Genomic DNA, 23,624 nt, shown 5'->3' on the forward strand with positions numbered 1-23,624 from the left:
TTTTAAACCTGATATTTTGTTTTATCGCCAATATCAAAATGCAATGGCATTCTCCATTTTTGAATGGCAAGTAACAACAGTAATACCCCTACAATCATTGAGAAGATCCGAGTCAGTATTCCGCTTTCAAATACCCAAACAAACCAGAGTATCGCCACAAAAATAGGCTGTAAATTTAATAATGGCACTCGGAAACAAAAATATTCTTTAAAACAAAGCCCACCTAAGGTGACTAATGCACCGCCTAGTGCCAGTTCATGCCAACCTAAAATGAAGCAAACCAGAGCTAACCAAGTAGCAAATTGAAAGATTAAACGAAAATGTTTGAGATAAATATGCAAAGATGAGGCACAACAGGTCGCAGCAATTAAAATCGTGATTTCTGCCAAACTTGGCAACCAAGTCAATAGCAAAATACCAAAAGCGGCGACAACAAACCCGGTTCGATAAATTATCACTGTGATGTTATCCCAAATATCCATTGGGGACTGAATATGTGGATCAGCCATTTTTCCTCCTTTCTAGTCAAATAATAGAACAAAAGTGCGGTTAAAAAACACATGATTTTCCAACCGCACTTTCATCAAAAATTATTTTAGTCTATCTAAAATTTTTTGGTGGATACCGCCAAAACTGCCGTTTGACATCACAAGGATATGATCTGTTGGTTGGGCTTCTTCGACGATCATATTAACCAACTTATCAAGGTTTGCACTCCAATATGCAGGTTGCACACATTGTGAAGCAATTTCTGCGACTTCCCAAGGAATATTATCTGGCTGCAACATAAAAACGAGATCTGCTCTGCCTAATGCCGGTGCAATTTCATCTTTATGCACGCCCATTTTCATCGTATTTGAACGAGGTTCTAGTACCGCAAGAATACGAACACCCCCACCAACTTTATCACGCAATGCCGTTAAGGTGGCAAGAATAGCTTCGGGATGATGAGCAAAATCATCGTAAACCGTGATACCATTGACTTCACCTTTTACTTCTAGGCGACGTTTTGCATTAATAAAAGAACCTAATGCTTCACAAGCTTTCTCAACAGATACCCCTACGTGATAAGCTGCGGCGATTGCCATTAATGCATTATGCATATTATGCACGCCAACTACATTCCATTTTACTTCAGCCACTTTTTCGCCATGATGGAATACCGCAAAATGGGAAGCGTCAGTTGTTAGACGTTCTGCAAACCATTCCTTATCTTTTCCAAGAAACTGTTGTTCAGACCAACATCCCATAGCTAATGTTTCCTTTACACTTTGCTCATCAGCAAAAGAAAGAATACGCCCACTACTTGGAATAGTCCGAATCATATGATGAAATTGGCGTTGAATCGCATTCAAATCATCAAAAATATCCGCATGATCAAAACTGATGTTATTAATAATTAAGGTTTTAGGATTGTAATGCACAAACTTAGAACGCTTATCAAAAAATGCCGTGTCATATTCATCTGCCTCAATGACAAAAAAATTGCTTTCTCCTAAACGGGCGGAAGTCCCGAAGTTACCGGCAATTCCACCAATTAAAAAGCCGGGTTTTAAGCCGTTTTGTTCCAAGATCCAGGTCAGCATACCGGTTGTGGTGGTTTTTCCATGGGTACCCGAAACCGCCAAAACCCAACGATTTCTTAATAAATTATCATGTAGCCATTGTGGGCCGGAAGTATAAGGCAAACGATTTTCCAATACGTACTCGACACAAGGATTACTACGTTTTAGGGCATTTCCAATCATCACCATATCCGGTGCGGGTTGAAGTTGTTCAACATCATAATTAGGGATAATATCAATCCCTTGTTCTTGTAAAAAGGTACTCATCGGTGGATAGACATTCGTATCTGATCCCGTCACTTTATAGCCCATCTGTTTGGCAATCATCGCCACGCCCCCCATAAATGTGCCGCAAATACCTAAAATATGAATATGCTTCATTTGTAATCTCTTTTATAAAAAATGAAAAATATGATAAATCAACTCAAAGTGTGAGTAAACAAAGGCTTATTCTACAAGCCTTTTTACTCATCATAAAACCTGTCACGCAATTCGTTCAAAACCGGCTTTTAAATCATTAATTAATTCATCAGGATCTTCAAAACCAATATGCACACGAATCAGTGAGCCTGTGAGTTTTCTTTTGATACTCGGGCGAATTTTGGCAATTTCTTCCGGTTGATTGCATAAAATTAAGGATTCAAATCCTCCCCATGAATATGCCATGGTGAATAGTTTGAAATGATCCATAAATTGGGCGACTTGCTCATCTGTCAAACGTTGAGTTAATTCAAAGGAAAATAAACCGCTCGAGCCATTAAAATCACGTTGGAAAAATTCATGTCCCGGGCAACTTGGTAAAGCCGGGTGATAGACTGCCTTCACTTGTGGCTGCTCACTTAACCATTTTGCGATTTTGATACTACTTTCATGATGCTGTTTTAATCGCACCGCTAAAGTGCGAATCCCTCTTGCCGTCATATAAGCGGAATCCGCATCGACCATTTGCCCCATTAAATAGGAATGCTCTCGTAGCTGATCCCAAGTACGATCATTTGCTACCGCTGTGCCTATCATCACATCCGAATGCCCCACCAAATATTTCGTCCCTGCTTGAATAGAAATATCAATCCCATGCTCTAATGCTTTAAATAACACCCCAGCCGACCACGTGTTATCAATCATAATCACAATTTCAGGATTTACCGAACGGGCCACTTTCACGAGAGTCGGAATATCCGGCACTTCCATGGTAATAGAACTTGGTGATTCTAAAAACAGAACTTTGGTATTTGGTTGAATAAGCTGGGCGATATTCTCACCAATTAAAGGATCATAATAAGTAGTATCAATCTGCATTTTTTTCAAAACAATATTGCAGAAATCTTGTGTAGGTTCATAGGCAGCACCGCTCATCAAAATATGATCGCCCGTTTTTACAAAAGATAAGATGGTATTTGTCACGGCAGCTGCCCCACAAGGGTAAAGATAACAGCCTGCCCCCCCCTCCATTTCACACATTAGATCTTGTAGCGCAAAATGCGTGAGTGTACCTCTGCGACCATAAAATAATTCACCTTTATAACGATTTTTCGTGCAGTGTTTTTTATCCGCTATCGTATCAAAAACCAGTGAAGATGCCCGTTGAACCACAGGATTAACTGCCCCCTGAGAAAATCGTTTATTTCGTCCACTATGGACAAGCAATGTGGATAATGAAGTATTTTTTGACATAAATTTCACCTAATTTAAACAATACAAACAAGATAATGAAACAAAAGCACTATAAAAGTGTGGTTAAATTTTATAGAATGTTGCGGCATTGTGTAGCAAATGGGCAAAAATCAAAAATCCCAACAAATGTACGGATTGTTATGAGTATCCCTACATATGAGTATCCCTACAAATGCCCTACAATCACTTTTGTGCAATCGCTACATAATGCCGGAATATTACCCGTTTTTTCTATCAACAAACTTTTAATAGAGGAATTAGACTATGGTATTAGTAACTCGCCAAGCACCCGATTTTACTTCATCTGCAGTTTTAGGCAATGGTGAAATTGTTGATAATTTTAACTTCAAAAAACATATTGAAGGAAAAGCAGCCGTAATTTTCTTCTACCCATTAGATTTCACTTTCGTATGTCCGTCTGAATTAATTGCCTTCGATCACCGCTATGAGGAATTCAAAAAACGTGGTGTTGAAGTCGTTGGTGTATCTATTGATTCTCAATTCACCCACAATGCGTGGCGTAATACACCAACTGAAAACGGTGGTATCGGCCAAGTTAAATATGCGTTAGCCGCTGATATTAAACATGAAATTGCCCAAGCGTACGGCATTGAACATCCAACCGAAGGTGTCGCTCTGCGTGCTTCATTCTTAATTGACAAAAATGGGGTTGTTCGCCACCAAATCGTTAATGATCTTCCGTTAGGTCGCAATATTGATGAAATGTTACGTATGGTTGATGCCCTACAATTCCACGAAGAACACGGTGATGTTTGTCCTGCTCAATGGGAAAAAGGCAAAGAAGGGATGAAAGATAATCCCGAAGGCGTTGCAAAATACTTAAAACAAAATGCGGATAAACTTTAATCTTTATCAAATCTTTACAATAAAGCCACATTACGTGGCTTTTTTTATCACCTGATATCCTTTAGAATAAGTCCATCTCTAACCAAAGTGCGGTTAATTTTCTATGAAATTTAATATACCTACTTTTCTCACAATTTTTCGCGTTGTATTAATTCCTTTTTTTGTGATCACCTTTTATTTGCCTTTTGAATCTGCCCCATTTATTACCACGCTTATTTTCTTTATTGCCGGTGTAACAGACTGGCTCGATGGTTATCTCGCACGTAAATGGAAACAAATCACAAGCTTTGGAGCCTTTTTAGATCCTGTGGCAGATAAAGTCATGGTCGTTGCCGCACTCGTACTTATCGTAGAATATCAACATACCTTTTGGATCACGATTCCTGCAATCATTATGATCTCTCGTGAAATTATTATTTCAGCCTTGCGTGAATGGATGGCGGAATTGGGGGAACGCAATAAAGTCGCCGTTTCTTGGTTGGGGAAAGTGAAAACGACTTCTCAAATGCTTGCACTCGGCGGATTATTATGGCGCTATAATATTTATATGGAAATTTCAGCAATTGTCTTACTTTATATTGCAGCGATTTTAACGGTTTGGTCGATGATTCAATATTTAAAAGTTGCAAAAGAAAATGTGTTAGACGAAATAGAGATGAAGTAAAAAATCGGTACATACATAAAACCGATAAAAAACATTATTTATTGAAAATGAACAAAAAAGTGCGGTTAAAATTTTGGGGATGTATACCGTAAACATCACAAAAAACAACCGCACTTTATTTTATCCGTTAGAAAACCGTTTATCCCCTTGGTCTCACGCCTAACATATGACAAATCGCATAGGTTAATTCGCTACGATTGAGCGTGTAGAAATGGAAATCATTAACACCTTCACTGGATAAAATTTTCACCATATCCATTGCAACACTTGCTGCGACAAGGTTACGTGTTGTTGGGTCATCATCTAATCCTTCGTAGGCTTTTGACAACCAAGTCGGGATTTTCACATTAGTGAAAGATGCCATTTTTTGGAGTTGTTTAAAATTGGTAACCGGTAGGATACCCGGTACAATTTCCGTATCAATACCAATAGACGCACAACGGTCTCGAAAACGGAGATAGTTGTCAATATCAAAGAAAAATTGCGTGATCACATGGTTTGCCCCAGCATCAATTTTCCGTTTCAGGTTAATCAAGTCCGCTTGTGCAGATTTCGCTTCAGGGTGTACTTCAGGATAAGCCGCAACGGAAATATCAAAACCTGCTACGGTTCTCAGTAATTCCACCAAATCGGCTGCATAAAATGGTTTCTTCTCATAGCCTTGCGGCTCATCACCACGCAATGCGACAATGTGCCGAATCCCACTGTCCCAATAATCTTTGGCAATTTGCTTTAATTCTTCCGGTGTCGCATCAATCCCGGTTAAATGTGGTGCAGCTTCCAATCCGGTTTCTTGCTTAATAGATTTTACAATACTATGAGTACGATCCCGCTCTCCCGAATTCGCCCCATAAGTCACCGAAACAAATTTAGGTTCTAGTACTTTCAAGCGGTGAATTGATTCCCATAACATTGTTTCCATTTTTTCATTTTTAGGTGGAAAAAACTCAAAGGATACATTGATTTTTTTATTAAAATCCGCAATGTTTTGGTTCAAGTTGTTAATTTCTTTTGCATAACTCATATTATTATTCCCATATAGAATGATGTTGCTACGCTACAATAAAATAAGTTCGTCTATGAGTCAATTTCAATAAATTCATAAGAAACATTAATAAAATCCATAGTTTTGCATACAAACGCTCACTCTACCCAACATTTCTTGATTTAAACTTCACAAAATGGGGGAAATAAAGATAAAATACGCCAATTTTTTTGACCGCACTTTATTGTAAATAAGACAACGATGATGACGACAAACTCAACTCAATCCCGCTATAAAATCACCCGTTGTGGCGAATGTGACGAGCTCGTCTCCATCATTTATCCCTTACCTCAGGATGAACATGCAGAATGTCCCCGTTGCCATCATACGTTGAGCACAAGCAATCGTTGGTCATTACATCGTTGTGCGATGATTGCACTTTCTATTCTCATTTTAATGCCCTTTGCCTTGAATTTCCCGCTATTGAGTATTGATTTACTGGGTATAAGAGTGGACGCCTCGGTATGGGAAGGAATCTGGAAAATGGCAACAGCCGGCTATCAATACACCGCTTTTTTAGTATTTGTTTGTGCCGTATTAATGCCTATTTCTTTTGCGATTTTGGTTTTAATGTTATGGTTTTCAAAGTTACTTGGTATTCGTCCACGTAACGTTTTACTTTTTCTCAGTTATATTAAACCTTGGGTGATGTTTGATGTATATCTCGTGGCACTTGGCGTATCTATGTTTAAAGTACGGGAATATGCAGCATTACAAATTGATCTCTATTTACTTGCCTTTATATTTACCGCACTTTTAACCACATTATTATTCATTAAAATTAACTTAAATGAATTGTGGGATGAATTTTATCCGGAAAACAAGCATGTGCATTCAACAACAAATGATATTGAATTATGCACCGCCTGCCACTATTCCTTCCCTCATTCAGAAATAAAGCGGGATCACAGTCATTCTTTCTGTCCCCGTTGCGATTCACGTATAGCTATCCCAGAATCCATTACACTGCAACGAACATGGGCAACACTTATTGCCGGTATTATTATGCTCTTCCCTGCAAACCTACTCCCCATCTCCGGTGTTTATTTGACGGGTTCTCTATCTGAAGATACATTAATGTCCGGCGTCATTTCGTTTATTGAGATGAAAAGCTACTTTGTTGCCTTTGTTGTATTCTTTGCCAGTATTTTTGTACCGATTAGCAAAATTTTCATTATGCTATATTTACTCGCCAGCGTGCATTTTAAATGGCAACATTCAATAAAATGGCAAATGCGTCTCTTACATATCGTACATTTTGTGGGACGTTGGTCTATGCTTGATTTATTTGTTCTTGCCCTTATGATGTCGCTTGTAACACGTGGGCAAATTATTAATTTTACGGTAGGACCTGCTGCCTTCTACTTTGGTGCTGCAGTTTTCCTTACAATGATTTCAACCTCACAATTCGATAGCCGACTGATTTGGAAAATCTATGACAGAAAAACAACAACCGAATGACCAGCATTCAACCGACTCGGGTATTAGTTCACAATACAAAGCCGTTCAAGCCGTTTTGCGGAAAAATCGGAAGGTTTCTCCGTTTTGGCTATTGCCCTTTATTGCACTTTGTATTGGGGCGATTCTTTTCTTCCAAATTGTGGAGGAACAAGGTAAAAGTATCAAAATTACTTTTACGAATGGCGCAGGCTTAGTTGCGGATAAAACCCCTATTCGCTATCAAGGGCTACAAATCGGTGTAGTGAAAAAAGTCAACTTTACTGACAATATGCAGAAAGTTGAGGTCATTGCAAACATTTACCCTGAAGCAACAGGTGTTCTAAGGGAAAACACTAAATTCTGGGTTGTACAACCTAATGTTTCTCTCGCGGGTATTTCAGGGCTAGACTCCCTTGTGTCAGGCAACTACATTACATTACAGCCTGGTGATGGTAACAGTGAAGATGAGTTTATCGCTGAAGAAAAAGGGCCGATAGCTCAAGTTAAATCAGGTGATTTACTTATTCATTTAATTTCGGATGACTTGGGTTCTATTTCTATTGGTGCCTCCGTTTACTTCAAAAAATTGCCGGTAGGTAAAATCTACGATTACCGCTTTAATAACGATAACAAAGTGGAAATTGATGTTGTGATCAATAAGGAATATGCACATTTTGTAAAAAAAGATTCACGATTCTGGAATATTAGCGGTATCGCAGCCAATATCACACCGGCAGGTTTAAATGTGAATATGGAAAGCCTTAATTCCATTGTTCAAGGTGCCGTTTCCTTTGATTCCCCCACCAATAGCCCTAACGCAGTAGAAAATACAAGCTACACCCTTTATTCAAACCTACAAGCGGCAAAAAGAGGAATTAATGTTGAAATAACCCTCCCCTCTGTTGCCGGTTTAGAAGCCGGACGCAATGAGGTGTATTACCAAGATCATAAAATTGGTGTGCTTTCAAGCCTAACAACCATTGAAAATGATGACAGTCAATTACAGGGAACACTACTTATCGATCCAAACCAAGCCAACTTATTAAAGACCCATACCCGAATTGTACTGCGCAATAAAAAACCAACCTTAGGGGACTTAACCGATCCACAACGGCTTTTCCGTGGTGATTACTTTGAAATTATTCCGGGTGAAGGATCTGAACAGTTAGCATTTGATGTCATTAAAGAAAACGAGTTACTTTTAAAAGCACCAAATACTTTAGTTGTAAAATTAACCTCACCTGAAAGCTATGGTGTCTCTGAAGGTCAATCCGTTTATTACAATAATATTGCCATTGGGGAAATCATCAATCAGCAGGTAGGGGTAGAAGGCGTAGAATATGATGTTGCCATTGCCTCGACATATCGTAATTTAATTAACCCTAATACACTTTTCGTGGCGGCCTCAAATTTTAATGTCAATTTAGGTATTGATGGCGTACGCTTTGAAGCGGCACATCCTGAAAAATGGCTACAAGGTGGTATTCGTATTATTGCCAAAAAAGGATTAGGTGAGCCACTAAAAAGCTACCCCCTCTATAAAGATACGCAAAATGCCGAATACGGTATCACAGGGAAATTGGTTGAACCAAGTATCACCCTAAAAACATCAACATTACCAAGTATCAGTAAAGGTTCTGTTGTACTTTATCACCAATATGAAGTGGGTAAAATCACCAACATTCAACCCCAAACCAACCATTTTAATATTGATGTTTATATTTATCCGCCGTACAAACATTTATTAACGGATAGAAGCATCTTTTGGGTGGAAAGTGCAGCACAGGTTGATATTACGCCAAAAGGTATCAGCATTCAGGCGACACCGATTGCACGCTCATTAAAAGGGGCAATTAGTTTTGATAACACCGGAGCAGGAAAAAATAAGATCTTATACCCTAACGAATTACGAGCGAAATCTTCAGGAAAAATCATTACCCTTACCACTGATGATGCTACCAATCTAAGTAAAGGTATGAGCCTACGCTATTTAGGATTATCTATTGGTGAAGTTGAAAGTGTAACATTAGATGCCAAATCACGTAAGATCACGGCAAAAGCATTTATTAATCCAAACTATATGGAAATCATTGCAAAAGAGGGCTCGACCTTTAAAATCATTTCTCCGCAAATTTCCGCCGGTGCTATCGAAAACCTAGATAGCCTTTTACAACCCTATATTGATGTGGAAGTAGGAAATGGGAAAATGAAAACACAATTTAACCTTTCACAAACCACAGCAAGCCGTAATAAATACAGCCAAGGTATGCCATTTATTCTTGAAACCAATGATGCAATGAATTTAACGGAAGGCTCACCGGTGCTTTATCGTGGTGTTGAGGTTGGAACGATACGTAAATTTGACTTAAACAGTCTAGGTGACCGTGTTCTAATCCATATTATCATCGCACCAAAATACCAACATCTTGTGCGTAAAAATTCTGAATTCTGGGTTTCATCCGGCTATGATTTCACGCTAGGCTGGCAAGGTGCTAAATTTAATACCGGTAGTGTCCAACAATTACTCAAAGGCGGAATTTCATTCTCCACACCATCGAGTACCGTCATTCAACCACAAGCACCGGCAAATCAGCGTTTCTTATTACAAATTAAACGTCCAAGTGAGGCTCATAGTTGGAATTCCGGCACGCTTCCTAAGCAAGAAAATTGATAATATATTGACCGCACTTTTATTCGCCTTTGATTGCGATTGATATATTACGAATAAATCGGACAATAAATAAAATCCTCTGCGAATTAATTATGCAGAGGATTTTTCTAACTTTATCGACTGATATCCGTCATCCATTGAAATAGTTCATCTAAATCATAATCCCCCGCATGTGGAATACCCCACGGCATCTCATAATCGACAGACTTTCCGGACATCTCTAACTTCACCGCAAGCATTGCACCAATGGCATGTGAAGTATCTCGATCACTTGTACCGACACGAATACGCCAATGTTGGGTCGGACTCGTTTCGACATAATTCATTGCATTCATCAATTTAATTTGCTCATTATCTGCCATTAATTCTGATTGATTACCCTGTGCTTTATTCTGCGCCAGTGAAAAGGCAGTAAAGTGACGATGATTAATACTTTCCGTACCAAACAGGTTATTTTCACCACTTGTTAAGTCTAATGCATCAAAAGCAGGAGGTGATTTCATTCGTTTTTCAGAATGAATATACCCGTTCCAATCCATTCCGGTTACACCATTTTTATCTTTCACAAGCCAAGTAATTTGGCTTAAATCCGTACCATTTTTCAAGGCTTTATTGGCTGAACGCACAATGATACCTTCTAAATAAGTTTTGAATGAACCATTGCCATCCTGATCTAACGTTAAAGGATTGCCTTGTGTATCTTTCAAATTGAGACTATTCAAATAGGCAGGAAATGCAGCTTTCAACTGATTAGAAACAGCTATTTCATCTTTGTTTAACGATCCCTCAATCATTGCCTTAGCGGCAGGTTGGCTGCGATCATTATAACTATTGGCATTCAAGCGGCTCATATCCATTCTTTGATAATCATTTAATCCATTAAATTCCCATTCATAAGCACTATCTGCGTGCTCCAAATTGGTAATCGGGCAATACGCCGATACCGCAAAAACACGGTCTGATGCCTGTGCTGCGCCTAATTGTTGGAAATATGCTATATAATCACGACTATCGCCACTAGCCCCTAATAAGGCGGATAATGCCCCACCGGCACTTGTCCCATTTGAAATAATTTTATTCGCATCTCCCGGCATAACAGCATCGTTAAAATGTAAATAACGTACGGCAGATTTAAGATCGATAATCGCAGCCGGTGCTTTACCCGTGTATTTTCCCTCTTTCTCCAATGTTCTGCCACGAGCCCCCACACTGGCTACCACATAGCCTTTAGAAAGTGCGGTTAAAATTGCATTCGGTTTATCCCCACCACCTATACTTTTTTTGTCATAGGTTGCAGCCTTCGCAGGCATATATCCTCCCACCGCATTCGGCAAGAAAATAGGGGCATTATCAGCATTAAATCCGTTAATTGATCCTTGTTGAAAATAGGCTTCCGGTACATACAAATTGAGTGTTTGATAATCCGCTTCTATGGGATTTTATACATAAACGATTTTCTCAAACGCACGAAATTTCACGGTTTCACCATTCACTTTCGCTTCCAAAATACGGTAGTTTTTCGGTGAGAATGTTAGATCAAACCCGTTTTCGGTCTGATTAAAATAAGGCGTATCTGCCAAAGGATCATCCATTTCTTTCGATACAGCCTGTGTTTGAATGGCAATCGCACTCAGTGTAGTAGCCACCAATAAACTTTTTGATAACATTATTTTTCTCCAATTAAGATCATGATATTTCTAAATATTATGTGCAATTAAATTGTTGGTTTGTCAATACAGACAAAAGGATTCACCTAGTCAACGAATACATCTTGTATTAACTATTCCGACATATTTAACCGCACTTTACCGTTATAGTAATGAAGTCAAAAATAATTACCCCTCATTTAATAAATTTAATTTGATTTCTCCTTCCTTACTCCCCGTCTCTATGGCTAAACGATACCATTTTTCCGCCTCAACCTTATTGACTTTAACGCCAAGCCCCAATCCATAAATATCGCCTAATGCAATAAAACTTGGCGCACTAATGTGATCAATACGATGTTGATGCTTTTGGTAAAGAGCAATGGCTTTAGCATAATCACGTGCTACCCCCAGCCCTTGTTCATACAGCTTTGCCAGCCTATATTGTGCCGTCACATCACCATACTTATCACCTTGTTGATAAAATTTCGCGGCCAAAACATAATCCTGTGCTACACCTAAGCCTCGTTCATAAATGATACCTAAGTAACGGGGAGCTTTATGTTCACCGGCATTATTGGCCTCTTCAAACAGTGCTTTTGCTTGACGATAATCAAATTCGCCTTGATAGCCATTCAAAGACATCACACCTAAGTTTAATTTTGCTCTCGAATTCCCTTGGTCAGCAGCTTTTTTTGACCATAACAAAGCCTGAGAAAAATCAACCTTTTGCTCATAATTACCATTCAAATAAGCCTCGCCAAGACGAGCCTGAGCCTCAGGATCACCTTGACTCGCCAATGCTTGTATTTCAGGAAAAGTCATTTTTTTCGCACTCTCTTCCGGTTCATTCGCAAACGCAAATAAACTAAACCATAGTGCAATGAATAACCCTAACTTTTTCATTATGTTTCCCCCACGACAAAAGAGACAATCTCTGCACGATTATTTCGTCTGAGCAAACAACCATTCACGAATTGGCTCAATACTGTATGCAAGCCGCCATGTATTGCGATGCCCGCTAGCCCCTTGACGACTATCGGTCTCACGAAAAACAGTATCTTTAGCGAAAATGGTATAATTAATCGGACTTTGTTCAGCCATTAAATCATCATACGCAAAGCGGTATTGATCCGCCTCCCAACTACCATTCCATTCCGCTCGGCTGATTTTTGCACCTGCTTGTGCTAAACGTTCGGTGATCGCATTAAAACTAGGAAATGCCCCCAAATCATCCACCGATGCCATAAACCACATTTTATTCTTCGCCAATGGTGCGACAACTTCAGCATTCCATTTGCCTGCCACCAAATAACTGGCGGTAAAAAAATCAGGGTATTTCACATTCATTGCTGTTGCTAACATACAGCCACCGGATTGTCCTGTCACATAAATACGTTTCGGATCGATTTTTTCTTCTTCAATCAACTTTTGAACCAAATGAATTGTGGTATCAAGCATATCAGACGTACGCCAATCATCATCTGCGATAATCTCGTTATATTGTGGTGCAAGCACATAGCAAGGACGCTTTTCCTGCTCCTTCGGTTCAGCCCAAATAACCGCGCCTAATCCTTGAAAAAGGGTGACTTCAGTCTGATCGCTGGTTGCCCCTGCATCGTGCATAAATAGCACTAATGGTAAGGGTTGACTTTGATCCTTTGGTTTAAATAAATTATAGGGTAGCGTTTTAGCTGTTTTTTGATCGTAAAATTCTGACTGTTGAAACTCATCAACGACCCCATTTTTTACCGTATGGGTTTCTAATGTCTTACCTTCTACCAATACTTTAGCCTGTGCTTTTTTATAGCGAATAATTTTACTCATTGTATCACCGGCAACCCAGCGAGGTCTGCCACCATTCGGTGTCGGAGATTGAGACGTTGCATTCGCCAACTGCACGGTTTCTTGTAAACCGCTACCCGATTCATCAGGTTTGAGTGCCACAATCACGAACTTACCCTTATCACTCTCGGTTAAATCCACCGATTGACTAATAAATACATTTTGTATGGTTCTGCCTTCAACATTAAAATCAGCCGTTTTTATATCTGTTGGTGTCAATTCCTGTGCAAATTCAATTGCAACCGCCACCATCTGTACCCCATCACCAAAAACCTGCGTAATTGCTGTTGCGTTCAAAGGCTCATTAGCGCCTTTTGCGAAGACGATACTTGGCATACTCACTGCACAAGCCATACCGGCACTCATCACTAAAAATTCTCGACGTGTTTGCATTTTTACCTCTATAAGAATGAATTAAAAACCTCTATAAAGACCAATATATAATGGTAAGGTTCAATCGGTATTTCTACAATTTAAAATAATCGTGCTTTCCCATCTTTCAAAAAAGACAAATAGGAGGGTAATTTATGAAAGCTTACGATATTATGTCGATAGTCTGTTTGACGTTAAGCTTGACAGTCCCCCAAAATTCATAATAACAACATTATTTCGGCTTTGTGTCTTGTCCAAATAATCAAAATCTTATTAAAAATCTACCGCACTTTTAACGCTGAACCGCCACAAATTCTCCTTTTCCCGTTATCGCCAATGTGCCATTCTTCAATAACGGTTGAATCCAGCTTTTCACGGACTTCTTATCCGATAATCCAAAGGCATATTGCAATTCAATGAATGAAACAAGCGGATGGTTTTGTAAGCAATCTTGCAAATTTTCCAAAGTCGCGTTCGGTGCGGCCGGAAGAATTTTACCCTCACTTAATTTGATGATAGCGTTGAAGAAAGTTCGATCGTCCACCACACCTTGCAATAACATGTGTTGATTTTCATATTCCAATAAATAAGCAGGCAGACGATAAATGTTTAATGATTCCCTTAAAGCCCAATCTTGCTCTAACGCAGCTTGTGCCATACCGTTTTGATAAGACTTCATAAAAGTGGCAATGTTGATACCTGTCTGTTCCACTACCCGAAAAATCTCTTTCCAATGGGTTATGGGACGAGTCTCAACAATCAGAGCGTAACGCAAGCGATAGAGAAATGCCGCCGCTTTGTTTTTATCTGTTAATTCCGCTGCCTTCACCGCTAAATTCAATGGCGTAGAACTACGGTGCTGGCGGTCAAATAAGTGCAGATTGTCGGGCGTAATGTGAATGGGCATTCCACTAATGGCTTGCTCCGCTTGGTAAATATGAGCAAATCTGCGGTTATAATGCTCAAGTGCTCGGGTTTCACCATCACGAAAATCTTCTGCAATCATAAAATGACGTACATTACTCACCAGTCCTGCCATTTTAGTTTGCATTTCAATTTGCCCAGAAAAGTGAGTTTCAATTTTTGCCCAAAAAGGGGCACTTTCGTAGGAAAGCCCCATCATTGGATGGGTGAAAATGGTCAATTTCAGCATTTTTTATCCTTATTCAATTAAATTTCCTGCGACCGCCCGACTTTGTATATCGTTAAATTGAATGTAGCTATTTTGTGGTGGAATATTCAGAATGTCGTTCATGATTTGGGTTAGCCGTTGGGCAAAGTCGGTATAGCCAAAATGTTGAGGATTGCCGAAAATATTAGCCTTAATCAAGGCAGCCGGTTGTTTTTCGCCACGTAAATACAGGCTTTGATTACCCTTAAGAATTAACATCAAAGAGGCTTCACTTTGTCCAATTAAAGACATTGCCTGCCCGATTTGTTTTTTTAATGCGGTCTCTGATTCTGCAGTCATCAGTGCGGTCGTTTTTACGCTGATAAATGCCATAATTGACGCCATTTTTGAACAAGATCTAAGAGTTTATCTGCAACTTCCTGCTCTTTTTGCTGATAGGTATGCCCGGTTTGCTCAATAAAAAGCAGTTGATTTTTATCCCCTTGAGGAAAATGATGATTGATAGTCTGCAAGAAACCTCGGGGATCGCCATAAGTGAAACGATCAAGCGTACCGATGAGCAATGCCCCAGTATGCGGAATTTGTCGAATTTGACGATAATCACCACTCTCCTCTACATGAACAATTATTCAACAGAGGTGAATATAGCCATTGATAAGCAGTATTAGCGGTGGCAGGCAGCCAAATAGCTCAAAGGGCAGCATTTGTTCACCTTTGCCTTGTTCCACCATTTTGCGGATAAAAGCACGCTCAGTTTCATTCACACTGTTGGTTAAGTGGGTTACATTAGCCGGACTTAATAAAATAAATTTTGTCACTCGTGGATCTTGGGTCTGGCTTAAATAATAAATCACTTTATTTGCCCCTAAAGAATGTCCGGCGAGAATAATATGTCGGTAGCCACGACTTTCTGCAAAATCAATGTAGGCTCGCACATCGTCAATACTTTTAACAAAATCCTCGTTAAACGATCCTAAAATTTCAGGTAACCCTGTTTACGTATTCACATCATTAAATTTGCCAAAGGCGTTGCGGGTTTGAGCGTAAATAAAATCAATGCCGTTGGCGGCGAGCGTGTCGCCGATATGGTAGTAAAAAGGGTTGGAATAAAAAACGACCGTTTCCGCAGGATGTGCCGCCGCGAATAATACCCCGTGCAACACCGAGCCTGTTTGGGTGGAAAGATGGAGTTTTTGCATTTTGTTCCTTAGTGATGCGTGAAAGTGCGGTGATTTTTTGCCTTGTTTTGGGTTAATGCCCCTAACTTTCAGGCAGCTTTGCTGGGGCGAGGGCGTTTTATCGGCGATATCTTCATCCTTTGCACACAAAAAAACGGAAAAAACAAGACTGTTTTATTTTTTAACATATTGATAAAATAGCGTTTTTCATTTTAGGGAGCTATTTATGCAACTACATTGGTTATTTTTAGCTGGTGCGATTATCAGCGAAGTCTTTGCCTCGTCTATGCTCAAACTTAGCGAAGGGTTTTCCAAACCTTTGCCCATGCTAGGAATGACGATTGGGTTTATCATTTCGTTTTACTTCCTCTCCTTAGCCCTCAAAACAATGCCACTTGGCACAGCCTATGCCGTGTGGGCTGGTTTGGGCTTGGTGCTGACTTCGGTGGTGAGCGTGGTCTTTTTTGGGCAAAAAACGGATTTCATCGGCATTGTGAGCATTGCACTGATTTTGCTCGGCGTGGTGTTGCTCAATTCAATGTCGCAAATGTCTGGGCATTAGGGCGAATAAGCCTTGTTTTTTAACCGCACTCAACCTTGCAAACAAGAAAAGTGCGGTGATTTTTTGCCTTGTTTTAACGATTAAAAATGCGCCGATTTATACCGCACGCCGTGTTATTTGGACGGCGGATAGAAATCGTGTCCCATTCGCCTGCCGTGCAACATTGATTCTATTTGGGGAAAATATTGAGTTTTTGCTTGGATTTCATTAAAAAATGAATTATAAAAATCTATTTTGGATGTGGATTAACCTCAAATTTTAAATCAATTTGATGATTAAATTTTAATCTCTCTTTAGCAATATCTACATATTGCTGCTCAGACTCAATACCGATATAAGAACGATTTAATTTTTTGGCAGCGACACAGACGGTTCCTGAACCTGCGAAAGGGTCTAAAACTATTTGCCCTTCAACTGTAACTAATGAAATCAATAATTCCATAAGTTTTAAAGGTTTCTGAGTAATATGATGCCCAAAATCATTAGCATTTGTTTCTACTTTTAAGATATTAGATGATGATAAAATATTTTCATATAAAGAATACTTTTTAAGAGCTTCCTCATTCCAAGCACCTAATTCATTCTCTAGTATATTGTCGGCTAATGTTCCACCCGTTTTATAAGGTTTCTGAAACCATAGAATCGGTTCAAATGTTGGGCGAAGATTAGCTACTCGCCATCCCTTCCATCGCTTTTCATTTTCTATATCATTTCTACGTTCAAAAATAGCTGAAACTCTTTGAGCACGGTGAGGTGCTTTGCTTTTTTCCCAGGCAACCATATCTTTAAAAGTAAAACCGACATTTTCTAATGCAACAATACAACGATGAGCAAAACGCCGTCCAGCAAAAATAAAGCAACTTGCACCAGGTTTTAACACTCTAAACCATTCTGTTGCCCAACTTTCACACCACTGTTGATATTCATAAGGGATTTTTTTATCTGCTTCACTCCAACCATTTAAGGGTTTTCCTCGACGTTTAAATAATGAACCAGCATTTTTTTGTGCTTGTGATTGCCCACCTAAGGCTAAATTAGTGTTTTGATGTAACACATCCCAATCATCGTAGCCAATCCCATAAGGAATATCTGAAATAATGCAATGAATACTTTCAGTTTCAATACGTTTAATTTCTTGAATGGAGTTCCCTAAAATAATATTATTGATCATAAATCCAATCTCTGAATGTATTTATCTATTTGCTGTATTTTGCTATCAATTTTCTTTGCTTTGAGCAATTCTTTAATAGCCTCTTCGCGTGAGTATTTCTTAATAAGTTTTTCCTCTGATTGTAGAAATTCTTTCTCAGTTCTTCCTCGATCTTTTATGATATTAATTTGCGTATTTAAGAACTTTTCAAATTCAGAGTGCTCTAGCTTTAATAGCTCGCAAAAATAGATATCAAATTTATCAATAAAATATGCTTTACTATGAGCAACAGTACAAGTTTGAGAATATTTTTCTGAGAAAGACCATAAATTAGAAAGATTTAGTTTTTCATCCTCTTTAATCCCATTTTTAATCAAGAAACACAAATGTTCCCATCCTAGTAAACAAACATTATTATCCTGAGCTTGTTTATAAATTTGGCTTATTTTATTGGGATATTGAAAATAAGGTGAAGCTAAAATGGCATAATTATTATCTTTTCTCCATTTAGATAATGCTTCTACTTTAAAGTCTTTTTGATTCTTTGCAGTTCGACTTAATCTAAATGCTTTGGCATCTGCAACTAAGCTATATTCGTGAAAATATGACTTAGCAATAACATCTGCAGAATCAGATCTAGCATCTAGTACTGAAGATTGTAAACCTAACTCTTTAAAAGCCCTACTTAAGATAGAGTCTGAAGCCTTTGAAAAGAGTTTCTCCATTGAGGAGTCATGTTCGATACTTTCAGGAATAATCCCAATATGTTCAAGGAGTTGAATAAAATCTGGATAAGATAGTGAAAGAATATAACGATCTATTTGATTTGAAGATTCTGAGAATTCATTTTTATCAGAATTTTCTTGAAGATATTGAATAAAATTTTTGAACATAAAATTTCACAATTTGTAGATATTTTGACTAAATATGGTTAGGAATTCTATCATAAACACTGGTTTGTTTTCCAGTAAACTATCTGAAAAGACTAACAATATTTACTAGTTAAAAATGCACCGATTTATACCGCACGCCGTGTTGCTTGGACGGTGGATAGAAATCGTACCCCATTCTTGTGCCGTTTAACATAGCCGGGGTGTAGCGATAGAAATCGGCGTTGTCCCAGTCAAAGGTAGTTTGAATTTCCGCTTCACGTCCGTTTTCAATCAGTTCCACCAAATTTGGGTTAAGCATAATACTTTTACCGATAGAAACGCTTTCCACCCAGCCGGTTTGATAAGCATTGAGCATATCATCGGCAGTATAAAGATTGCCCGAACCGAAAAACGGCAAGCGTCCGTTAATACGGTCATGCACGACTTGCATTCGAGTCAGATGGGTATCTGCCCCACGGCGGACTTTTTTATAGAAATCCCATAGGGAAATATGCAAATATTGCAGCGGTTTCTCCAACAAAGCGTCCACCAGTGCCAGCGTTTCTTTCATTGTAATGCCTTGTTCACCCGGTTCTTCCGGAGAGAAACGATAGCCAATGATGAAATCAGGGCGGTCATATTTACTGCGTATTTCATCAATAGCGTCCACAATGGCAAGGGGAAAACGCATTCTTTTTTCCAAACTACCTCCCCAATAATCATGACGCAAATTTGTCGCCGCCGAGAAAAATTGCTGAATTTGCCAACCATTCGCACCGTGAATTTCCACGCCGTCAAACCCTGCACGCAACACCAATTCCGCGGCATAGGCATAACTTTGCACCATATCCCATACTTCCCGCTCGGTCATTGTGCGAAAATTGCCGTAATAATCGCCTGTTGCCGCCACCAGTTCCGCCCCTTGCGTCATTAAAGGGTCGGCACGTAAACCGCTATGAGCAATTTGCACCACCGCTTTCGCCCCTTGAGCATGAGCGATTTGTGCATATTCACGTAAGCTTGGCAAATGGCGTTCATCAAAAGCATTAGGGCTTTCAAAACTAATTCCGCTCGGGTGAACATTGGTAAACGGCATAATGTATAAACCAAAACCTTTAAAGCGATCTTGCCAAAAACGGCGCCCCGCCTCTGTCATCTCGCCATCTTCGCCTGAGTCATAAATAGTCAAAGGGGCAACGGTAAGGCGATTTTTAATTTCTACGCCATTGTTTAAGGTATAAGGTTCAAATAAAGGAGCATATTTTGGATTCATATTCTTTCCCTTTTTCTCGTTGTTTTTTGGATATGGCAGAGTATATTCCATTTAAAAAATGGATTAAGTAGGTATAATTCCATTCATTCCGGAAAATAATTCCACAATTAAGGAAATAAAATGCAGGATAAATTTGCAGGTATTGAAGAATTCTTAGCCACTGTAGAAACAGGCAGTTTTAGTGCCGCAGGCGAAAAATTAGCGATAACCGGATCAGCGGTGGGCAAAAGCATAACAAGGCTAGAGCAACGGCTTGGCACACAACTTTTCCATCGTTCCACACATAAACTCGTATTGACCCGAGAGGGGGAGGTTTGGTTAGCAAGTTGCCAACGTATCAGAGATGAAATAGAGCAAGTACAAAGCCTACTTTGCAATGAACAGATAGAATCAATTGGTGAAGTGAGGATCGATTTGCCTAATATTTACGGACGCATTCATCTGCAGCCAAAACTACTCAAACTGGCACAAAAACACCCTAAACTACGCCTCAACCTCAGCTTTGAAGAACGCAAAATAGATTTAATTGCCGAGCAAATTGATGTCAGCGTTCGCTTTGGCGAATTAGACAATTTAAACGACATCATCGCCCGCCAAATCGGACAAAATCAAAACCGCATTTGTGCCTCTCCTATTTATCTCAACCTTCAGGGTACACCACAAGTGCCCTCAGAACTGATCCAACATATTTGTATAGGTAGCATACAACCAGATTGGTTACTAAATAACGAAAGAGGCGAGCCGACCCGTTTTCCTGTGAACATACAACATATAATGAATGACGGCGACGCCCGACTGCAAGCTGCCCTTATGGGCTTAGGGCTGGTACAACTACCAGATTGGCTAGTACAACCTTATATTGAACAGGGTTCGCTTATTCCTATTCTAACTAATTACGAACCTAATCCAGAACCCATTCATATCCTTTGGCAGAAAAAGCTACACTTACAGCCAAAAGTAAAAGCAGTGGTAGAAGCATTAAGCCAGCCTTAGAATATCATTTGAAAATCGATTGCATTACTAGATCAGGAAAAGTGCGGTTGGTTTTATAAAACTTTTCAATATTATTGAATAAGGCAGAAACAGCATAAATAATAGATAAAGGGCATCTTATATATTTGTCGTGAGTGAGCCTTCAAATGCAGAACCTTCCTACAGCCCACTCATTTCTCATTAAATAATGACATTTCTTACCGTTTCAAAAAGCCTTTAGATTGTAGGTAATCCAAAATCTGGGGGCGTTTTTGTTCGGAAAAAACGGCTTTCATATAATCTGACCAAGTGAGATCTTTTTGCGAACGGGCTTGATAATAAGCGGAAATTTCCGCATCAAATGATGCGAGTTTCACCGGATCTAATGGGTGATATTCATTTTCAGAACAAAGCATTTCCACAGGAAAACGAGGGCGTAACATCGAATCTTGTGCCGGATAGCCCAAACACATTCCCACCAACGGTACAACATATTGCGGAAGTTTGAGCAATTTATCGACCTGTTCAATATCATTACGTAATGAACCGATAAACACGCCACCTAAACCACTTGCCTCCGCAGCAGTGAGGACATTTTGAGCAAAAATCCCCGTATCAATAGCACCAACTAATAACCACTCCGTCCAGTCAAATTCTGCATTTGGAACGATTTTGGCGTGTTTAGAAAAATCGGCACAAAATACCCAAAATTCTGCCGCACTTTCTACATAAGTTTGATCGGAACAAATCTCACGAAGTTTTTTGCGAAGAGTAGGATCGGTGATACGAATAATATGTGTCGCTTGAATATGCTGTGAAGTCGAGGCCATTTTCGCCGCATTCAAAATCTCGTGACGAAGTTCAGCACTGATGGGTTGATCGGTAAATTGTCGGATAGAACGGTGATTTTTAAGTTGTTGTAACATTGGGTTCATGAATTATCCTTATTAGGGAGAAAAATCAATGGGTAATAGTATAAAATGATTGTCGCCATGGCTCAATGCGTAAAAAACGGAGGGAATGAACCTCCGTTTTTATGCGTAAAATCTTTGTGGAAAATGACCGCACTAAAAACACGCCAAAATTGAGATACCAATTGTTGCATTAATGTATCAATAACGGTAAGCAAATAAAGCGCGGTCACTTTTTGGGAATTAAAAAGAAATATAAAAAAACCCCTGATTACTCAGGGGGATATCAAAAGGAATTTATGAATAAAATCTCTAAAGTTTAGCTTTATCAAAAGGAATCTCGATAAAACGTTGGCAATTATATTTACACATCTTTACAAAAGCAAGGGAAAATTTACATTTTCTTGAATTTCACAATTTCAGTGATGACTTCTACTGCTTTTTCCATTCCCTCCAAAGAGATCAATTCATGTTTACTATGAAAATTGTATCCGCCAGTAAAAATATTCGGGCAAGGCAAACCTTTTTCAGCTAAAAATGCGCCATCTGTTCCACCACGAATCGGTTTATGAATCACCTTTATGCTACACAAATCCATAGCCTTTTCAGCAATAGAAATTGACTGTGGCGCTTTTTGAACAACCTCATACATATTTTGATAACTGTCGTGAATCACACATTCAACAGGTTGTTTTAACTTTCTTTCAGCATTAAATTTTGCCGTCCAATCCTGAATAAATTGTTTACGTTGCTCAAAAGATTGCAAATCAAAATCACGAATTAAATAATTTAGTTCTGCTTTCTCAATGTCACCCACAAAATGATCTAAATGGAAGAATCCTTCTTTGCCATCTGTTTTTTCCGGTACCTCATCTTTTGGAAAACCCTGATGAAAATCACAAGCAAGCGAGAGTGCATTAACCATTTTATCTTTCGCATAACCTGTGTGGATACTTCTTCCGGAAAAATAAATTTTTGCCGTGGCCGCATTGAAATTTTCGTACTCTAATTCCCCGACTTCCCCACCATCAATGGTATAAGCCCAGTCACAGGGGAATTGTTCTAAAGGAAAATACTGCATTCCCAAACCAATTTCTTCATCCGGGGTAAAGGCTATTCTTAAATTACAATGCGGATATTTTTCTTTTTGAATGATTTCAAGCGCGGTCATAATCTCGGCGATTCCCGCTTTATTATCCGCTCCGAGCAATGTATTGCCATCCGTCACGATCAAGGTTTTACCAATAAGTTGGTGCATAAACGAATAATAAGCAGGGCTGATAAATTCTTCACCGATACCTAAAGCAATATCTCCTCCCCGATAATTTTCAATGATTTCCGGTTTCACATTCTTGCCACTACATTCCGGCGAGGTATCCAAATGAGCAATAAAACCGATGGTATGTGAAAGCTCCGCTCTATTTGAAGGAAGATAAGCGGTAACCACCGCATGTTTACTGACCTCTACATTTTGCAACCCAAGATTTATTAACTCTTTCTCTAAATGCTTTGCAAGTTTCATTTGCCCGATAGAACTTGGAGAACATTTAGCGGTGTGCTTTGACTGTGTATCAAAAGAAACGTAGCATAAAAAGCGGTTTAATAAATTATTTTTATAATGATTTGTTTCCATCTTTGTAATCCTTTATAACTTGTTGCGACCAGTTTAACTTAAATTTAACAATAGATTCTTGATATATAACAAACATTCAATAAGTAACTGAAAACCCGCTAGAAAAGAAAAAGTGCGGTTAATTTTTTGATTGTTTTTATTGCTCGAAATTT

General features: G+C 39.1%; 23 protein-coding genes and 1 pseudogene. 7 read left to right on the forward strand and 17 right to left on the reverse strand.

Translation table 11 applies throughout. The features are described from left to right. Positions 1-2: 2 nt before the first annotated feature. The 3 genes from E4T92_RS03685 to metC form a co-directional block, all read right to left on the reverse strand. On the reverse strand, positions 3-509 hold the full coding sequence (locus E4T92_RS03685) for a DUF2301 domain-containing membrane protein (protein WP_077541128.1): 507 nt from the start codon (positions 507-509) through the stop codon (positions 3-5). Between the two features lie 81 nt (positions 510-590). Next, complete coding sequence (mpl, locus tag E4T92_RS03690) at positions 591-1,946, reverse strand: UDP-N-acetylmuramate:L-alanyl-gamma-D-glutamyl-meso-diaminopimelate ligase (RefSeq protein ID WP_135093486.1); 1,356 nt, start codon at positions 1,944-1,946, stop codon at positions 591-593. 102 nt (positions 1,947-2,048) lie between these two features. Beyond that, on the reverse strand, positions 2,049-3,239 hold the full coding sequence (gene metC / locus E4T92_RS03695; protein WP_135093487.1) for a cystathionine beta-lyase: 1,191 nt from the start codon (positions 3,237-3,239) through the stop codon (positions 2,049-2,051). A 264-nt stretch (positions 3,240-3,503) separates the two neighbouring features. Here metC and E4T92_RS03700 point away from each other — a divergent pair, with 264 nt between their 5' ends. Then, the gene (locus E4T92_RS03700; protein ID WP_077541134.1) at positions 3,504-4,106 is read left to right on the forward strand and encodes a peroxiredoxin C; all 603 of its coding nucleotides are present in this window, start codon (positions 3,504-3,506) and stop codon (positions 4,104-4,106) included. Positions 4,107-4,209: 103 nt separating this feature from the next. Continuing rightward, positions 4,210-4,770: a CDP-diacylglycerol--glycerol-3-phosphate 3-phosphatidyltransferase gene (pgsA, locus tag E4T92_RS03705; RefSeq protein WP_135093488.1), complete on the forward strand. Its 561-nt coding sequence runs from the start codon at positions 4,210-4,212 to the stop codon at positions 4,768-4,770. A gap of 139 nt (positions 4,771-4,909) precedes the next feature. On the opposite strand, the gene metF is transcribed toward pgsA, so the two are convergent. Next, positions 4,910-5,794, reverse strand: coding sequence for a methylenetetrahydrofolate reductase (gene metF, locus E4T92_RS03710; RefSeq protein WP_135093489.1), 885 nt, complete (start codon positions 5,792-5,794; stop codon positions 4,910-4,912). A 225-nt stretch (positions 5,795-6,019) separates the two neighbouring features. Here metF and E4T92_RS03715 point away from each other — a divergent pair, with 225 nt between their 5' ends. Further along, positions 6,020-7,276 (forward strand): paraquat-inducible protein A, encoded by a 1,257-nt coding sequence (locus E4T92_RS03715; protein WP_135093530.1) that lies wholly within the window; start codon positions 6,020-6,022, stop codon positions 7,274-7,276. Continuing rightward, positions 7,251-9,926: a PqiB family protein gene (locus E4T92_RS03720; RefSeq protein WP_135093490.1), complete on the forward strand. Its 2,676-nt coding sequence runs from the start codon at positions 7,251-7,253 to the stop codon at positions 9,924-9,926. Before E4T92_RS03715 ends, E4T92_RS03720 begins: the two co-directional genes overlap by 26 nt. A gap of 113 nt (positions 9,927-10,039) precedes the next feature. Here the strand turns inward: E4T92_RS03720 and E4T92_RS03725 are convergent. The 8 genes and pseudogenes from E4T92_RS03725 to E4T92_RS11205 all read right to left on the reverse strand — a co-directional run bounded on the left by E4T92_RS03725 (position 10,040) and on the right by E4T92_RS11205 (position 16,120). After that, positions 10,040-11,518, reverse strand: a pseudogene (locus E4T92_RS03725) (subtype B tannase). A 243-nt stretch (positions 11,519-11,761) separates the two neighbouring features. Then, entirely contained in the window at positions 11,762-12,478 is a 717-nt protein-coding gene (locus E4T92_RS03730) for a tetratricopeptide repeat protein (protein WP_135093491.1), read from the reverse strand. Between the two features lie 39 nt (positions 12,479-12,517). Further along, on the reverse strand, positions 12,518-13,810 hold the full coding sequence (locus E4T92_RS03735; RefSeq protein ID WP_135093492.1) for a PHB depolymerase family esterase: 1,293 nt from the start codon (positions 13,808-13,810) through the stop codon (positions 12,518-12,520). A gap of 271 nt (positions 13,811-14,081) precedes the next feature. Then, positions 14,082-14,942, reverse strand: a complete 861-nt coding sequence (locus E4T92_RS03740; RefSeq protein ID WP_135093493.1) for a DsbA family protein — start codon at positions 14,940-14,942, stop codon at positions 14,082-14,084. 9 nt (positions 14,943-14,951) lie between these two features. After that, positions 14,952-15,293: a phenylpyruvate tautomerase MIF-related protein gene (locus E4T92_RS03745; protein ID WP_167753993.1), complete on the reverse strand. Its 342-nt coding sequence runs from the start codon at positions 15,291-15,293 to the stop codon at positions 14,952-14,954. Beyond that, positions 15,275-15,484 carry a hypothetical protein gene (locus E4T92_RS11040; RefSeq protein WP_167753995.1) on the reverse strand — a complete coding sequence of 70 codons (210 nt, stop codon included), beginning with the start codon at positions 15,482-15,484 and terminating at the stop codon, positions 15,275-15,277. Before E4T92_RS11040 ends, E4T92_RS03745 begins: the two co-directional genes overlap by 19 nt. A 66-nt stretch (positions 15,485-15,550) precedes the next feature. After that, positions 15,551-15,856 carry a DUF1749 domain-containing protein gene (locus tag E4T92_RS11200; protein WP_167753997.1) on the reverse strand — a complete coding sequence of 102 codons (306 nt, stop codon included), beginning with the start codon at positions 15,854-15,856 and terminating at the stop codon, positions 15,551-15,553. A gap of 60 nt (positions 15,857-15,916) precedes the next feature. Then, entirely contained in the window at positions 15,917-16,120 is a 204-nt protein-coding gene (locus tag E4T92_RS11205) for a hypothetical protein (protein WP_167753999.1), read from the reverse strand. A 205-nt stretch (positions 16,121-16,325) separates the two neighbouring features. On the opposite strand from E4T92_RS11205, the gene E4T92_RS03755 reads away from it, so the two are divergent. Then, positions 16,326-16,661 carry a multidrug efflux SMR transporter gene (locus E4T92_RS03755; RefSeq protein ID WP_135093495.1) on the forward strand — a complete coding sequence of 112 codons (336 nt, stop codon included), beginning with the start codon at positions 16,326-16,328 and terminating at the stop codon, positions 16,659-16,661. Positions 16,662-16,716: 55 nt separating this feature from the next. Next, positions 16,717-16,872: a hypothetical protein gene (locus E4T92_RS11055; protein ID WP_167754000.1), complete on the forward strand. Its 156-nt coding sequence runs from the start codon at positions 16,717-16,719 to the stop codon at positions 16,870-16,872. 18 nt (positions 16,873-16,890) lie between these two features. Here the strand turns inward: E4T92_RS11055 and E4T92_RS03760 are convergent, their stop codons facing one another. The 3 genes from E4T92_RS03760 to E4T92_RS03770 form a co-directional block, all read right to left on the reverse strand. Beyond that, positions 16,891-17,832 (reverse strand): site-specific DNA-methyltransferase, encoded by a 942-nt coding sequence (locus E4T92_RS03760; protein WP_135093496.1) that lies wholly within the window; start codon positions 17,830-17,832, stop codon positions 16,891-16,893. Further along, positions 17,829-18,704, reverse strand: a complete 876-nt coding sequence (locus E4T92_RS03765) for a HindIII family type II restriction endonuclease (protein WP_135093497.1) — start codon at positions 18,702-18,704, stop codon at positions 17,829-17,831. The genes E4T92_RS03760 and E4T92_RS03765 overlap by 4 nt, the downstream gene beginning before the upstream one ends. 109 nt (positions 18,705-18,813) lie before the next feature. Beyond that, positions 18,814-19,956 carry an NADH-dependent flavin oxidoreductase gene (locus E4T92_RS03770; protein WP_135093498.1) on the reverse strand — a complete coding sequence of 381 codons (1,143 nt, stop codon included), beginning with the start codon at positions 19,954-19,956 and terminating at the stop codon, positions 18,814-18,816. Positions 19,957-20,076: 120 nt separating this feature from the next. Here E4T92_RS03770 and E4T92_RS03775 point away from each other — a divergent pair, with 120 nt between their 5' ends. After that, a complete protein-coding gene (locus tag E4T92_RS03775) occupies positions 20,077-20,949 on the forward strand; it encodes a LysR family transcriptional regulator (protein WP_135093499.1) in 873 nt (290 codons plus the stop codon). A gap of 197 nt (positions 20,950-21,146) precedes the next feature. Here the strand turns inward: E4T92_RS03775 and nfsA are convergent, their stop codons facing one another. Both nfsA and pepT read right to left on the reverse strand, forming a co-directional pair. Next, positions 21,147-21,863, reverse strand: a complete 717-nt coding sequence (gene nfsA, locus E4T92_RS03780) for an oxygen-insensitive NADPH nitroreductase (protein ID WP_135093500.1) — start codon at positions 21,861-21,863, stop codon at positions 21,147-21,149. 370 nt (positions 21,864-22,233) lie between these two features. After that, positions 22,234-23,472, reverse strand: a complete 1,239-nt coding sequence (gene pepT / locus E4T92_RS03785; protein WP_135093501.1) for a peptidase T — start codon at positions 23,470-23,472, stop codon at positions 22,234-22,236. Positions 23,473-23,624: the final 152 nt, after the last annotated feature.

Source organism: Pasteurella sp. WM03, from assembly GCF_004570945.1.
Taxonomy (GTDB): Bacteria; Pseudomonadota; Gammaproteobacteria; order Enterobacterales; family Pasteurellaceae; genus Rodentibacter.

Coding starts and splice junctions, on each gene's coding strand:
- E4T92_RS03685 (WP_077541128.1), bottom strand. CDS start 509: ATGGCTGATCCACATATTCAGTCCCCAATGGATATTTGGGATAACATC.
- mpl (WP_135093486.1), bottom strand. CDS start 1,946: ATGAAGCATATTCATATTTTAGGTATTTGCGGCACATTTATGGGGGGC.
- metC (WP_135093487.1), bottom strand. CDS start 3,239: ATGTCAAAAAATACTTCATTATCCACATTGCTTGTCCATAGTGGACGA.
- E4T92_RS03700 (WP_077541134.1), top strand. CDS start 3,504: ATGGTATTAGTAACTCGCCAAGCACCCGATTTTACTTCATCTGCAGTT.
- pgsA (WP_135093488.1), top strand. CDS start 4,210: ATGAAATTTAATATACCTACTTTTCTCACAATTTTTCGCGTTGTATTA.
- metF (WP_135093489.1), bottom strand. CDS start 5,794: ATGAGTTATGCAAAAGAAATTAACAACTTGAACCAAAACATTGCGGAT.
- E4T92_RS03715 (WP_135093530.1), top strand. CDS start 6,020: ATGACGACAAACTCAACTCAATCCCGCTATAAAATCACCCGTTGTGGC.
- E4T92_RS03720 (WP_135093490.1), top strand. CDS start 7,251: ATGACAGAAAAACAACAACCGAATGACCAGCATTCAACCGACTCGGGT.
- E4T92_RS03730 (WP_135093491.1), bottom strand. CDS start 12,478: ATGAAAAAGTTAGGGTTATTCATTGCACTATGGTTTAGTTTATTTGCG.
- E4T92_RS03735 (WP_135093492.1), bottom strand. CDS start 13,810: ATGCAAACACGTCGAGAATTTTTAGTGATGAGTGCCGGTATGGCTTGT.
- E4T92_RS03740 (WP_135093493.1), bottom strand. CDS start 14,942: ATGCTGAAATTGACCATTTTCACCCATCCAATGATGGGGCTTTCCTAC.
- E4T92_RS03745 (WP_167753993.1), bottom strand. CDS start 15,293: ATGGCATTTATCAGCGTAAAAACGACCGCACTGATGACTGCAGAATCA.
- E4T92_RS11205 (WP_167753999.1), bottom strand. CDS start 16,120: ATGCAAAAACTCCATCTTTCCACCCAAACAGGCTCGGTGTTGCACGGG.
- E4T92_RS03755 (WP_135093495.1), top strand. CDS start 16,326: ATGCAACTACATTGGTTATTTTTAGCTGGTGCGATTATCAGCGAAGTC.
- E4T92_RS03760 (WP_135093496.1), bottom strand. CDS start 17,832: ATGATCAATAATATTATTTTAGGGAACTCCATTCAAGAAATTAAACGT.
- E4T92_RS03765 (WP_135093497.1), bottom strand. CDS start 18,704: ATGTTCAAAAATTTTATTCAATATCTTCAAGAAAATTCTGATAAAAAT.
- E4T92_RS03770 (WP_135093498.1), bottom strand. CDS start 19,956: ATGAATCCAAAATATGCTCCTTTATTTGAACCTTATACCTTAAACAAT.
- E4T92_RS03775 (WP_135093499.1), top strand. CDS start 20,077: ATGCAGGATAAATTTGCAGGTATTGAAGAATTCTTAGCCACTGTAGAA.
- nfsA (WP_135093500.1), bottom strand. CDS start 21,863: ATGAACCCAATGTTACAACAACTTAAAAATCACCGTTCTATCCGACAA.
- pepT (WP_135093501.1), bottom strand. CDS start 23,472: ATGGAAACAAATCATTATAAAAATAATTTATTAAACCGCTTTTTATGC.